At 64.1% G+C, this 13,489-nt stretch carries 8 protein-coding genes and 1 riboswitch; of the genes, 1 reads left to right on the top strand and 7 read right to left on the bottom strand.

All coding sequences use genetic code 11. From position 1 onward, the window contains the following. The first annotated feature begins 401 nt into the window (after positions 1–401). A complete protein-coding gene (locus EYV96_RS16525; protein WP_131152672.1) occupies positions 402–2,759 on the top strand; it encodes a S9 family peptidase in 2,358 nt (785 codons plus the stop codon). Positions 2,760–2,890: 131 nt separating this feature from the next. On the opposite strand, the gene EYV96_RS18975 is transcribed toward EYV96_RS16525, so the two are convergent. The 7 genes from EYV96_RS18975 to EYV96_RS16560 form a co-directional block, all read right to left on the bottom strand. Then, complete coding sequence (locus EYV96_RS18975) at positions 2,891–5,077, bottom strand: M56 family metallopeptidase (protein ID WP_240732633.1); 2,187 nt, start codon at positions 5,075–5,077, stop codon at positions 2,891–2,893. Position 5,078: 1 nt separating this feature from the next. Next, positions 5,079–5,465, bottom strand: coding sequence for a BlaI/MecI/CopY family transcriptional regulator (locus EYV96_RS16535; protein ID WP_131152673.1), 387 nt, complete (start codon positions 5,463–5,465; stop codon positions 5,079–5,081). A gap of 192 nt (positions 5,466–5,657) precedes the next feature. Further along, the gene (locus EYV96_RS16540; protein ID WP_131152674.1) at positions 5,658–6,395 is read right to left on the bottom strand and encodes a hypothetical protein; all 738 of its coding nucleotides are present in this window, start codon (positions 6,393–6,395) and stop codon (positions 5,658–5,660) included. 512 nt (positions 6,396–6,907) lie between these two features. After that, entirely contained in the window at positions 6,908–8,914 is a 2,007-nt protein-coding gene (locus EYV96_RS16545; protein WP_131152675.1) for a CocE/NonD family hydrolase, read from the bottom strand. A gap of 165 nt (positions 8,915–9,079) precedes the next feature. Beyond that, entirely contained in the window at positions 9,080–10,084 is a 1,005-nt protein-coding gene (locus tag EYV96_RS16550) for a ribonucleotide-diphosphate reductase subunit beta (protein WP_131152676.1), read from the bottom strand. Between the two features lie 23 nt (positions 10,085–10,107). After that, positions 10,108–10,299, bottom strand: a complete 192-nt coding sequence (locus tag EYV96_RS16555) for a hypothetical protein (RefSeq protein WP_240732634.1) — start codon at positions 10,297–10,299, stop codon at positions 10,108–10,110. Positions 10,300–10,345: 46 nt separating this feature from the next. Next, a complete protein-coding gene (locus tag EYV96_RS16560; RefSeq protein ID WP_131152858.1) occupies positions 10,346–12,751 on the bottom strand; it encodes a ribonucleoside-diphosphate reductase subunit alpha in 2,406 nt (801 codons plus the stop codon). A gap of 280 nt (positions 12,752–13,031) precedes the next feature. Continuing rightward, a riboswitch (cobalamin riboswitch) is annotated at positions 13,032–13,246 on the bottom strand. Positions 13,247–13,489: the final 243 nt, after the last annotated feature.

The raw sequence follows: 13,489 nt of genomic DNA on the forward strand, positions 1-13,489 counted from the left end.
TCGCAAGGGGTGCCGTGACAGGCGCGCACGGAGCGCGGCGTCATTCGTTCGCGCGGCTCGTCGATGCCGTGCAAGCGTCCTAGTGAAATGCGAAGTCACCGGAGTAGACGCCGCTAACAATCAGACACGTCCCATGCGCTTCTCGGTTCTGTTGAAGTCGCCGGAGTCAGTTTCATACCCGGCCGCCACCAGGGAGAAAGGTCGGCGCCGAGGATTTTTCGCAATGCGTCATGGCCGGTGCCTCGCGCGCCTGCTTTTCCCGGGGTGCGGGGGCATCTGTCACGACAAGGACTTCTGGCAGGGGTCGGGGCATGACCTCCGGACTACGATCAGGGGGTTTGGATAAGCAAGGCCATGGCGGGCCACTCACGGTGTCGCCTTTTCCGAGGGGAATCAAGAATATGGGTTTGAAGATGGACAGGTCGCGCCTGTGGGGCGCGCTGGTATTGAGCGGTCTTTCGGCCGGTGTGGTCGCGGCGCCGGCCTCGACGACGAAGACACTGACCACGGCGGACTACGCCCGTGCCGAAAAAATGATCAGCTACAGCACGGTGCCGCTGGTTGACCATGCGGTCGGTGCGGTGACCTGGCTGGACGACACCCATTTCTGGTATCGCGACCACGATGCGCAGGGCGATCACTACAAGGTGATGGACGCCAGCGGCAAGGTCGAGCCGGCCTTCGACCAGACGAAGCTTGCCGCTGCGCTGACCAAGGTGGTCGGCAAGCCTGTAGACGCCATGAAGCTGGGTCTGATGGATTTCAGCCGCACCGCTGATGGCGGTCTGGACATCAACCTGCGCGGCAAGCACTACCTGTGCGACCTGAAGGCCGACGGCGTGTGCGTCGCCGGCAAGGGCGCCAAGGCGAAGGATCCCAACGCCAAGGGCGGCGACGAGCCGGGCGTGCTGTCGCCGGACAAGAAGACCGAAGCCTTCATCCGCAACTGGAACCTGTGGACGCGCGACGTGGCCACCGGCAAGGAAGCACAGCTGACCACCGACGGCATCGAGGATTTCGGTTACGCCACCGACAACGCCGGCTGGAAGCACACTGACAGCGCCATCCTGGTGTGGTCGCCCGATTCGAAGCAGATCGCCACGTTCCAGCAGGACCAGCGCAAGACCGGCGAGATGTACCTGGTCTCCACCAACGTCGGCCATCCCAAGCTCGAGAAGTGGAAGTATCCGCTGGTGGGCGACGAGAACGTCACCATGATCGAGCGCGTCATCATCGACGTGCCGTCGAAGAAGGTCGTGCGCCTGAAGATGGAGCCGGACCAGCACCGTTCCACGTTGTGCGATGACGTCAGCTGCGGCCGCAACGGCGGCTGGGACGACGTGCAGTGGGCCAACGACGGCAAGACGCTGGCTTTCGTGTCGTCGTCGCGCGACCACAAGCAGGCCTGGTTCCGCATCGCCGATGCCAAGACCGGCGCGGTGCGCACCGTGTTCGACGAAAAGGTCGCCACGTACTACGAAAGTGGCAATGGCAAGGTCAACTGGAGCTATCTGCCGGAAACCAACGAGGCGATCTGGTTCAGCGAGCGCAACAACTGGGGCAACCTGTACCTCTACGACCTGACCACCGGCAAGTTGAAGCACGCCATCACCACCGGCGACGGCAATGTCACCGAAGTGCTCAACGTCGATACCAAGGCGCGCACGCTGTGGTTCCGCGGCGTGGGTCGTACCGATGGCGTCAATCCGTATTACCAGCAGTACTGGAAGGTCAGCCTCGACGGCGGTGCGCCGACCCTGCTGACGCCCGAAGCGGCCGATCACACGATCTCGATGTCGCCCGATGGCAAGCACTTCGTCGACGCGTATTCGACGCCGACGCAGCCGTCGACCACGGTGCTGCGCTCCAGCGACGACGGCAAGACGGTTGCGCAGATCGCCAAGGCCGATATTTCGCGCCTCGTCGCCACCGGCTGGAAGGCACCGGAGCCGTTCACGGTGAAGGGCCGCGATGGCAAGACGGATTTGTACGGCCTGATGTTCAAGCCGACCAACTTCGATCCGAAGAAGAAGTATCCGATCGTCGACTACGTGTACCCGGGTCCGCAGACCGGTTCCGTCGGCACGCGCAGCTTCACCCCGGCACGTGGCGATCACCAGGCACTGGCTGAGCTGGGCTTCATCGTCGTCGCCATCGACGGCATGGGCACGCCGTGGCGCTCGAAGGCGTTCCACGATGCGTACTTCGGCAACATCATCGATAACACGCTGCCTGACCAGGTCGCCGGTCTGAAGGAGCTGGGCCAGAAGCACAGCTTCATCGATCTGGATCGCGTCGGCATCTGGGGCCATTCGGGCGGCGGCAACGCCACCGTGGGTGCGCTGTTCCAGTATCCGGACTTCTTCAAGGTCGGCATCGCCGAAAGCGGTAACCACGACAACCGCAACTACGAAGACGACTGGGCCGAGAAGTGGATGGGCCTGGAGGTCAAGGACAAGGACGGCAAGAGCAACTACGAAGACCAGGCCAACCAGAAGTTCGCGGACAAGCTCAAGGGTCACCTGCTGCTGGCGCACGGCACCATGGATGACAACGTCCCGCCGTACCAGACGCTGCTGGTGGTCGACGCGCTGATCAAGGCCAACAAGGACTTCGATCTGCTGCTGATCCCCAATGCCCGCCACGGCTACGGCGCTGCCAGCTTGTACATGACGCGCAAGCGCTGGGATTACTTCGTGACGAACCTGATGGGTGGCACGCCGCCGAAGGAATACGAGTTGAAGATGCCGAAGGACTGATGGGCGAATGCCTGTCGCTTCGCATGGCATGGCCCCGCCGGAAACGGCGGGGTTTTTTTTTGGCCATCCAAACGCATAAAAAAAGCGCGGCCCATGGTGGGCCGCGCTGGCATCATGGACTGACGACCCGTTCAGTTCGTCGGCGTCGCCTGGCCCTTGGCGATGGCGTCGTTCAGCAGCGCCGTCATTTCGGTCTCGACCTTCTTGCCGAGGATCGACTGCTGGCTCGACATATCGGCTTGCTGGCTCGACAGCAAGGCCTGTCGCTTGCTCAGCACCGCCTGCTGGCGATCGATCTCGGACATCGCCTTGTCGATCTGGGCCTGCTCCATGTCGATGGCCTTGCGTGCGGCGTCCGTGCGGGCCTGTTCGCTGTCGCTATCGCTCATGCGGCGTGCCGCCATCGAGGCCTTGCGACCGGCCAGCGAAGCCGAGCGGCCAGCCAGCGAGCCTGCCTGCGCGGCCAATCCACCCTGTTCGCCGGCCAGTTCACCCTGGCGACCTGCGAGTTCACCCTGCTGGTTGGCCAGCTGATTGACGGGGGCATAGATCGTGTTGGCGCGTTCGATCAGGGCACGGTCGCGAATGACGTAGGCCTTGTCCCCATCGCGGAACCACAGCAGCGGATGGCGATCGGCGTCCTGCAGCTTCGACGCGGCGCGCAGATCGCGTTCGGTGCCGTTGAAGATCATGGTGTCGCCATTCATCAGCGCGAAGCCGGTTTCCGCGTCGGAGTGAACATCGGAGTGGACGTGGCGGGTGCGGCCGAACTTGAACGACGGCGGCGCAGGTGGCGCGGCGGGTGCCGGCGGCGGTGCGGGTGGCGCCGGCAACACGGCATCAGCGTGGGGTGGCGGTGTCGGCGGTGCCGGCGGAGCGGGCGGGGCCGGTGGGGCGGGCGGCGGTGACGGCAGGCCCACCATGGAGACGAGGCGGGAGCGCGTCGGGGCCGGGGTAGCCATCGGTGCCGGCGTGGGCATGGGTGTCGGGGACGCCATCGGCGCCGGCGTGGCCATCGACGCCATCGACGCGGCGCGGGGCGAGGCCACCGGGGCCGCAGCCTTGGCGTCAGTCATTGTCCTGGCGTTGATGGCCGTGGAGGCCTTGACGGCCGTCGTTGGCGCGGCGGCTGTTTTCGCGTTCGTTGCCGCGACGGCCGGACGTGGCGTCGACGCCTGATCATTCGCCGTACTCTGTGCACCGGATTCGTCCTGCGACTGACCGCTCGCCTGTTCCTGCGTCTGCGCATTGCTGGTGTTCATATCCATGCCGCGTGCCGTGACGCGGTAAGGCAGCACGCCGAGCAGCGCGATCAGCGCGACCAGGCCCCAGCTCCACGCACGCGGCGTGGTTTCGTTCACGGACTGCTGCAACATGATCAGGCGCCTTTTGAGATTGTCGAAGGTGGGCGACGCGCCTGCCAGTCCGGTCGGTACCGGGAAGGCCACGCCGAGGCGTAGCAGCAGTCGTCCATATTCCTGGGGATGTGCCTGCGGCTGGCGCATCACTTGCGCATCGCAGGCTGCTTCACGGTGGAAGGCGTATTCATGCATCGCCCAGCGCACCATCGGATGGAAGAAAAACGCGCGCTGCGCCAGAGCGGGAATCCAGCCCAGCCACAAGTCGCCGCGACGTACGTGGGCCAGTTCGTGCGCCAGTGCCATCGCCGCGTCGTCGTGCGCGAGGGTGTGTTCGGTCGGCATCAGCACGATGGGACGAAGCAGGCCGGTGACTTGCGGCGAGACGATGGCGTCGGAGACGCGCAGTTCCGGGCAACGGCGCAAACCCAGGTCGCGGGACTGCGTTTCGCACAGCGTGCGTAGCCCGGTGTCCTGCATGGGTGTGGCGTGGCGCACGACGTCACGTGTTTCGCGCCACTCGCGCAGGGCGAGCAGGGCTTGCCAGAGGATCACCAGCGACCACGCCAGCACCAGGTAGCTCGGCCACGGCCAGGGCGTGTTGTCATCGGCGACGATGGCCACGTGGGTGGTCGAGGCCAGCGGCATCGCCGAGACGGGGGCGCTTGGCGTGGCGGTGGTTACGTCGAAGCTCGCCGGCGCCGCGGACATATACGACGTGTTTGGTGCGACCGGCGTTTCAACCGGCGCAAGCAGCGGTAACTCGATCGCCGTGCCGAAAGTGAGTCCCACCAGCAACTGCGCCGCCACCAGCCACCACATCATGCATCGCACCGCCGGTGCGAGCCGGGGCAGCAGGCGGCAGGCAAGCCACAGGACACCGATTAACAGGGCCGCCTGGATGGACGTCCACACCAGGCGCATCAGCAACAGCTGGGCAAATTCCTGGAAGCTGTCCATGTCAGCCCTCCTTGCGGCGCGACTGCAGCTGGCTGACGAGGGCTTCGAGCTGGGCCAGCTCGTTGTCGCTGACCTCGGCCTTCTCCGACATCCATGCCACGAAGGGCGATACCGACCCGGAGAGGGTCTTCTCGACGAACTGGCCGACCGCCTGGCGCATCACCTCGCCTGGGCCGGCCGAAGTGCTGTAGCGGAAGAGGCCATCGGCCTGCTTGCGCTTGAGGTAACCCTTGCTGCGCAGGCGCTCCATCATGGTGAGCACGGTCGAACGGGCCAACCCGCGCGACTCGCCAAAGCCCGCGGCGACTTCGCCTACGGAGGCAGGCTCGTGCTCGGCCAGGTAGTTGAGGAGCGCGAGCTCCTGGTCGCCAATGGACGGCTTGGACATGACGGGTCACTCCGTGACTACAGTTGTAGGCACGGTAGACCTGACTACAGATGTAGTCAATAGGCCGGGAGGGCGGGGGTGTCGGAAGTCACGCGGCCAGTTCGGCGCGCGCGATGTTGCCTGCCGTGAGCCTGGGTGCCGGTCCGCCCCCTCCCGGAAAACGGAGAGGGCGGATGCTCGTGCGCCCCCCTGTCAGGGACTGGCGCCCGCCATGCGATCCGCAGACGGCGACTGCGACCCATCATGCCCCTGCATTGATGTGCTGGCGTCTTTCGCCACGCCGTACTGGCTCAGGTGATTGGCAATGGCCAGTTCGACAGCGTCCGTCAGGGCGTCGTGATTGGGCTGTGCCTTCATGGTGGTCAGCGTTCGCGTGAACACCTTCTTGCCGTCGATTTCCGTATCGACGTAGACGATGAATACCGATCCTTTGTCGGGATTTTCCGCGGGGCTGTACGTGCCGCGCAGATACTCGTCGGTGACACTGTTGAACGCCATCTCGTCGACGATGTGCGTCTGGGCCGTTGCATCGTGGTTGGCCATGGCGTTGGCCACGGAGGCGCCGATGACGCCACCGAAACCCGCCCCGATCGCACCGGCACGCAACTGGGCACGCATGTTCTGGTAGATGACGAAGTGATAAACCGTCACGTCGTGCGGCTTGCCGTCCGCGCCCAGCTTTTTGAACGCTTCGTGCTGCAGCAAACGCACCGCCGACGGCGAAAGGCGCGCATCGCCAACGCGCATGACGCCGTATTCCTTGCTGGTGATGAGCAGGCTGAAGATCTTGTCCTGCTTTTCCGTCGGTACACGCATGTCACTCACATGGAGTGATGCGGATTTGTCCATGTCGGGCACGTTGACCCTGGTGACCACCGGACTACAGCCTGCACAAGCCAGCGCCAGCAGCGCCACAAGATGTTGCTTCATTGAATCCCCCTTCGTTTGGAAAAAAGCTTCGTTACTGATTGGATCGGGCGGCAATCGTGTGCGTCGGACGGCCGCGTTGCATCGCCCAGGGTGATCGGTGATGGCGCGCTGCACCGCGCAGGTCAGCGAATCTTCGTCGTCGTGCGACTTGAAGGGAGCCAGGGTGCGGGTGAAAAGGCGCTTGCCGTTGATATCGCTATCCAGGCAGCCGATGAGGTGAATGTCCCGCCGGCCATGATGAGAACCGCGCCGGTTCAAGCACGTGCATGCGAAGTGCTTTCGCGCGACATCAATGCGTACCGGGTGACGGCGCCTTGCGCCGCGCACGTGCCATCGAACCCGCGCTCGTACCGCGTCCCTGCGACTTGCAATCCATGGTGTCCCCCCGGACATGCCGCGCCTTGCGCGCGGTGCCGACACTTCTAGGGGAGGCCCTGGAAGCTGTCAAGGCATCACGCAAAAAAAGCGGGGCCGACTGCCGGCCCCGCCTTCGTCATCGTCCCGCGTTGCGGTCAGTTGGACGGGTTCGTGCCCTTGTCGTCCGCTACCGGCTCCGTTCCGGGCACCACCGTGTAGGTCACCTTCGACGGATACTGGCTGCCGTGATGCACCGCGTTGTGCGCGATCACGCCCTTGTCTTCGTCGTAGTTGTTGCCGCCGGTGTTGAGGTTGCGGTCGAAGCGCGGGAAGTTGCTGCTCGACACGTCAATGCGCAGCTTGTGGCCGGGCTTGAAGTAGTAGCTCGTGTCGATCGGCTGGAACGTCACCTTGGTGACTTCACCGGGCTTCATCCACGCCAGCGGCTTGTCGTAGCCGTTGCGGTAACGCATGCGCTGGATGTTTTCGGTGATGTTGTAGGCGGTGCCGTCCGGATAGACGTCGATCACCTTGAAGGTGAAGTCGGTGTCCTTCGCGCTCGACGAAACGTACAACGACACGGTGATCGGGCCGCTGACTTCCACGCCTTCCTTGAACGGCTCGGAGTCGTAAACCAGGATGTCGTTGCGCGTTTCCTGCGGACGCTGGTCGTAGGAGCCGAACTTCACCGCCGAACCCATGCAGCAACCGCCACCGCCAAGCGTGGTGACCGGGTTCATCGGGTCATACACGTACTGGTCGGCCTTGTCCGCATCCGGCGCCGAGGCGACCAGCTTGCCGTTGCCGTACAGGGTGTTGGCCTGGCCGTCACTGGTAAAGAACAGCTCGCGCGTGACGGCGCCGACCGGCGGCCACGTCTCGGACTGCTTCCAGCGGTTCGCGCCCATCACGTAGTACATCACCTTGGGCTGCTTCTTCAGCACGGGGCTGTCTTCGCCCTTCAGGTAGTGATCGAACCAGCCGTACTGGAGTGCGCTTGCATCGAAGCGTGCGTCGCCCATGTCGAGATCACCGATCATGGTGTGCTCGCTGGCGCGTGTGTAAGCGCAATGCAAGGCCGGTGCAATGACGGCGTACTGCTGGTCGGCAATGGCCTTCGGCGCCGTGCGACGCACTTCGTTGTACGCAGCGAGGTTCGGCGAGACCGACACATCGAACCAGCTCATGTACCAAAGACCCGGCTTGCTGATCTTCATGTTGTCGTGCCACAGGCCGCCCTTGTACCAGGCCGGATCATTGGGCGCGCGCGCGACCATGTTGCCGCCCGAGGCGACCGGCATCTTGGTATCGAAGATGCCCGGCGGGCCACCGACGGAACGGATCATGTCCTTCAGCGGCAAATGCCAGAACTGCTTGTTCCAGTCGACCGGCGGCATCTGAGGGTTGAGATCGTAGAAGCGCGAGGCATTGATCAGTTCTTCCTGCGTCGCGTTGGCGATGAGCGGACGCACCTGGTTCTGGATGCCGTAGTCGTAGATCCAGGAGATGAAGAGCATCTGCACGGCGCCGCCGCGGTACCAGTTGCCCTGTTCGAAGTACGGGCCCACGCGGCCAACGCCGGCGCCAAAGCCCTGCACGTTGAAGGTGGTCAGGCCCGGATCGTCCTGCGCGGCGACGGCGAGCTGCCATTCGGCGGTCGAGGAGCAGCCGGTAGTACCGACCTTGCCATTCGACCACGGCTGCGTGGACAGCCACTTCAGCGCATCGCTGCCATCGCTCAGCGGCATGCCGAGGATGTCGTAGTTGCCTTCAGAGAAGAAATGGCCGCGCTCCTGCATTTCAACGTAGGCGTAGCCGTGCTTCACCGCATCCAGCGCGCGGGACATGTCGCGCGGCGCGCCGAGCTTCACATCCCAGTAATTGAAGTTGTAAGGCGTGCGCGAAAAGATCACCGGCACCTTCGCCGAGCCCTTCGGGCGATAGATGTCGGTGGCCATGCGCTTGCCGTCGCGCATCTTGACCATGACTTTGCGGTCGACGACCGCGATCTGCTCGAGTTCCTTCTCGATGGCATTGCGCTTGGCAATCATCTCGGCCTGCGGATCGCGCTGTTGGGCGGCGATCGGGTTGGCAACGAGCAATGAAAGGCCAAAACAGGCCAGGGCGGCACTGAAGCCGTTGGCCAGCGGATGTAAACGCATAGGTATCTCCCCCGAGAGTTGTCCTTCGAGTGTCGGGCAGGCGGGCCGCTGGGGGAACCGTGACAGAAGTCATGGCGTGACGGCGCGCAGGTTCTTGCCACCGGGCATGAAAAAGGGCGCGAAGCCGAAGCTGCGCGCCCTGGAGGGTTTTGCCCGGGAGGGCGCTTAGAACGCCATGTCGAAGGCGACGTCGCCTTCCACGCCCACCTGGTAGGCCGACACGCGGCGTTCAAAGAAGTTGGTCACTTCCTGGACGTCCTGCAGGTCCATGAAGTCGAAGGGGTTCTTCGAGCCGTACTTCTTGGGCAAGTCGAGCTGGACCAGACGCTGGTCGGCGCAGTACTCCAGGTACTGGCGCATGTCCTTCACCGACAGGCCAGCGACGCCGCCGGACAGCACGTCCTCGGCGAACTGGGTTTCGCAGGCGATGGCGTCCTCGAGCATCTCCTCGATCTGTGCGCGCATCTCCTCGTCGAACAGATCCGGCTCTTCCGCGCGCACGGTGCGCACCACGTCGAAAGCGAAGGCCATGTGGCAGCTCTCGTCGCGGAACACCCAGTTGGTGCCCGAGGCCAGGCCGTGCAGCAGGCCGCGCGAACGCAGGAAGTACACGTAGGCGAACGCGGCGAAGAAGAACAGGCCCTCAATGCACGCAGCGAAACAGATCAGGTTGAGCAGGAACTGGCGACGCTGTTCGCGCGTTTCCAGGCGATGCAGGTTCTGCACCGAGTCGATCCACTTGAAGCAGAACTCGCCCTTCTGACGGATCGACGGGATGTTCTCGATCGCCGAGAACGCCTTGTTGCGCTCGCTCGGATCGGGGATGTAGGTGTCGAGCAGGGTGAGGTAGAACTGCACATGCAGCGCTTCCTCGAACAACTGGCGCGAGAGGTACATGCGCGCTTCGGGCGCATTGATGTGCTGGTACAGGTTGAGCACCAGGTTGTTGGCCACGATGGTGTCGCCGGTGGCGAAGAAGGCCACGAGGCGATGGATCAGGTGGCGGTCGGCTTCGGACATCTTCGACTTGAGGTCGGTCACGTCCAGCGAGAAATCGACTTCTTCCACCGTCCAGGTGTTCTTGATCGCGTTGCGATACATCTCGTAGAACTCGGGGTAGCGCATCGGGCGCAGGGTGAGTTCGAAACCGGGATCAAGAATATGTGCCATGAACGTTCCTTCGAGCGTACTGCTCAATCGAGCTTGCGCGCGTAGCGATCGCGCACGAAGCGGCTGATATAGGTGGACAGGCCGATGCCTGCCTCGGCGAGCGCCCGCATGTTCCTCACATGCAGGCGCCCGGGTGTTGCGTCGGTGTACTCGTACAGTCCGTCTTTCATGAAGCGGACGCGGATGAAGCCCTCACCAGATTCGTAACTGGCCACGCCGGATCTCCCGCTGAGATTCCGGTAGGGCTTCATCACCCTGGCCTTACTGGCAGGCCTCGCAGTACTCCGGGTTTTCCAGCGAGCAGAACACCGCGGCGTTGGCCTGTTCCTGCTCTTCGACCGGGGCGGCCTTGGTGACAGGCGCTGCCGACACCGTGGTCTTGGCGATCTTGGTCGCCGGACGCGAGCGCAGGTAGTACGTCGTCTTGATGCCCGACTTCCACGCGTACATGTACATGGAGCTCAACTGACCGATGTTCGGGTTTTCCATGAACAGGTTCAGCGACTGGCTCTGGTCGATGTACGCACCGCGCGCGGCGCCCAGGTCGATCAGCGCCTTCTGCGGCAGTTCCCACACCGTGCGGTAGATCGTGCGCAGGCGCTCCGGCACGGAGGCGATGCCCTGAATCGAACCTTCGGCCAGCTTGATGGCGTCGCGCACTTCCGGGGTCCACAGGCCGAGCGTCTTGAGCTCTTCGACCAGGTAGCGGTTCACCACCAGGAAGTCACCCGACAGCGTTTCACGCTTGAACAGGTTGCTGACCATCGGCTCGATGCACTCGTAGCAGCCGGCGATCGACGCGATGGTGGCCGTCGGTGCGATGGCGATCAGCAGCGAGTTGCGCAGGCCGTGGGTCTTGATCTGCTCGCGCAGCGCGTCCCAACGGGCCTGGTCGTGCGGCGTGGCCTGCTTCCAGTAGTCGAACTGCAGCTCACCGTTGGCCGCGCGGCTCTCGGCAAAGCCCGGGTGCGCACCCTGTTGTTCGGCCAGCTCGCACGACATGGTCAGCGCATTGAAGTAGATCTCTTCGGCGATGCGCGTGGACAAGGCCAGGGCTTCGGCCGAGTCGAACGGCAGGCGCAGCTTGAAGAACACGTCCTGCAGGCCCATCACGCCGAGGCCGACCGGACGCCACTTGCTGTTGGCGGTCTTGGCGGTGTCGATCGGATAGAAGTTCAGGTCGATCACGCGATCGAGCTGGCGCACGGCCGTACGCACGGTGGCGGCGAGCTTCTCGAAATCGAAGGCACCGTCGACCACGTGGCGCGAAAGGTTCACGGAGCCCAGGTTGCACACCGCCGTCTCGTCGGCATTGGTGACTTCCAGGATTTCGGTGCACAGGTTCGACAGGTGGATGACGTTTTCCGGCTTGGCCGTCTGGTTGCTGGTGGCGTTGGAGCGATCCTTGAACGTCATCCAGCCGTTGCCGGTCTGCGCCAGCGTGCGCAGCATGCGGGCGTAGAGTTCGCGCGCCTTGACCTTCTTGGAGGCCAGGCCGGCGGCTTCCGCCTCGTGATAGGCGCGCTCGAAGGTCTCGCCCCAGCTGTCGACGAAGTGCGGCACGATCTTGGGATCGAACAGCGACCAGTCGCCATCCGATTCCACGCGACGCATGAATTCGTCGGGGATCCAGTTGGCCAGGTTGAGGTTGTGCGTGCGGCGGGCTTCGTCACCGGTGTTGTCGCGCAGCTCGAGGAATTCCTCGATGTCCGCGTGCCACGGCTCCAGGTACACGCAGGCAGCGCCCTTGCGCTTGCCGCCCTGGTTCACCGCGGCGACCGACGCGTCGAGCGTCTTCAGCCACGGCACCAGGCCGTTGGAGTGACCGTTGGTGCCCTTGATCAGCGAGCCGCGCGAACGCACGCGCGAGTAGGCCAGACCGATGCCGCCGGCGAACTTGCTGAGCTTGGCGACGTCGCCGTACTTCTCGTAGATGGATTCGAGCGAATCGGTGGGCGAGTCGAGCAGGAAGCAGGAGCTGAGCTGCTCATGCGCGGTGCCGGCATTGAACAGGGTCGGCGAGCTGGCGATGTACTCCAGCGAGGAGAGCAGGCGATACAGCTCCAGCGTTTCGCCGATCTCGTTGCCGCCCAGGGCGCAGGCGATGCGCATGAAGAAGTACTGCGGGGTCTCGATGACCTTGCGCTGTTGCGGGTGACGCAGCAGGTAGCGGTCGTACACCGTGCGCAGGCCGAAGTATTCAAAGCGACGGCTGGCCAGCGGATCGATGGCGTCGTTGAGCTTGCGCGCATTGGTGGACACGAAGTCGCGCAGGCGGTCGTTGAGGATGCCCAGTTCGGCGCCGCGCGCGATCGACTGCGAGAAGCTCTGAATTTCCTGGTTGCTTACTTCCTTGTCGACATAGGCGCTGAGCAGGCGTGCCGCCAGCTGGCCGTATTCGGGTTCTTCGGCCGTCAGCGCCGCGGCGGTGCGGATCGACAGTTCGTCCAGCTCGCGCGTGGTGGCGCCGTCGTACAGGCCGCCGATCGTCTTCAGGGCCACGCGCAGCGGATCGACCGCGTGCAGGCCTTCGCCGCAGCGGGTGACCGCGCGGACGATCTTGTTCACATCCACCACTTCCTGGCCGCCATTGCGCTTCTTGACGCGCATCTGGCCCGGGTTGTGCGGGGGAGTCAGGGCAAACGGGGTTTCCGTGATCGCTTCCATCGTCGCGGCAGTCGAGGTGGCAGGGGCCGCCGTCGCCGAGGCGTCAGCGGAGAAAGCGGATGCGTCTGCGCGGTCGTCAGTGCGCTCGCGCGAGTCGGTATCAATAGGGTGCATGCGGCATCGCTCCAGGCCAGGAATAACGTTCATCAACTACCTGCTCCCGCGCGCAGGGGCTGAGACTTGGGGGCGGATGTCGCGGACGGTCGGTCGGCAAGGCATGGCGCCCTGCGAATCGACGCGCCTCCCCGCGGAAGCCGCCACCACTTACCCACGCAGGCACTCAGGCCCGCGTGTGTCGGCAGGTTTTCGGACTTGCGGCTATGGGCCTTGCGGCCCGCCGAATCGCCATGGCTTCCCAGTCGGGTGCGACCAGTGCCGTGAGGTGGCGTTCGTTACCGCTTACCGCTGCGGGGCAGTCCCGGACTTTCACCGGATTCCCTCTTCTCCACCCCTTAGGACAATTCCGGGGGTGGTCACCGACGGGGCACAACATATCGGGGAGAACCGGTTCGGTCAACCCAACAGATTGTGCAAAAGCTGTGTAGAAAACGGTGGATAAGTGGGTTGGGACGAGGCGGGGCAAGGGGTGGCGCCGGCGGCAAAATAATTGGCTCGCGGCGCTAGGAATTTTGGAGGGATGCCATGCATCCGGGTGCAATCGTCGTCGGCCGGGCCCGGGAGGCGCCGGCTCCGCCCAAGGTCGGGGGTCCGATCCTTCCTGCGCCGACGTAAGCTGCC

The sequence above is a fragment of the Dyella terrae genome (assembly GCF_004322705.1).
Lineage (GTDB): Bacteria > Pseudomonadota > Gammaproteobacteria > Xanthomonadales > Rhodanobacteraceae > Dyella_D > Dyella_D terrae.

What these genes read in the sequence shown, in the direction of transcription:
- EYV96_RS16545 (WP_131152675.1), bottom strand. Translation starts at nt 8,914, where the DNA reads ATGCGTTTACATCCGCTGGCCAACGGCTTCAGTGCCGCCCTGGCCTGT.
- EYV96_RS16525 (WP_131152672.1), top strand. Translation starts at nt 402, where the DNA reads ATGGGTTTGAAGATGGACAGGTCGCGCCTGTGGGGCGCGCTGGTATTG.
- EYV96_RS16540 (WP_131152674.1), bottom strand. Translation starts at nt 6,395, where the DNA reads ATGAAGCAACATCTTGTGGCGCTGCTGGCGCTGGCTTGTGCAGGCTGT.
- EYV96_RS16550 (WP_131152676.1), bottom strand. Translation starts at nt 10,084, where the DNA reads ATGGCACATATTCTTGATCCCGGTTTCGAACTCACCCTGCGCCCGATG.
- EYV96_RS18975 (WP_240732633.1), bottom strand. Translation starts at nt 5,077, where the DNA reads ATGGACAGCTTCCAGGAATTTGCCCAGCTGTTGCTGATGCGCCTGGTG.
- EYV96_RS16535 (WP_131152673.1), bottom strand. Translation starts at nt 5,465, where the DNA reads ATGTCCAAGCCGTCCATTGGCGACCAGGAGCTCGCGCTCCTCAACTAC.
- EYV96_RS16560 (WP_131152858.1), bottom strand. Translation starts at nt 12,751, where the DNA reads ATGGAAGCGATCACGGAAACCCCGTTTGCCCTGACTCCCCCGCACAAC.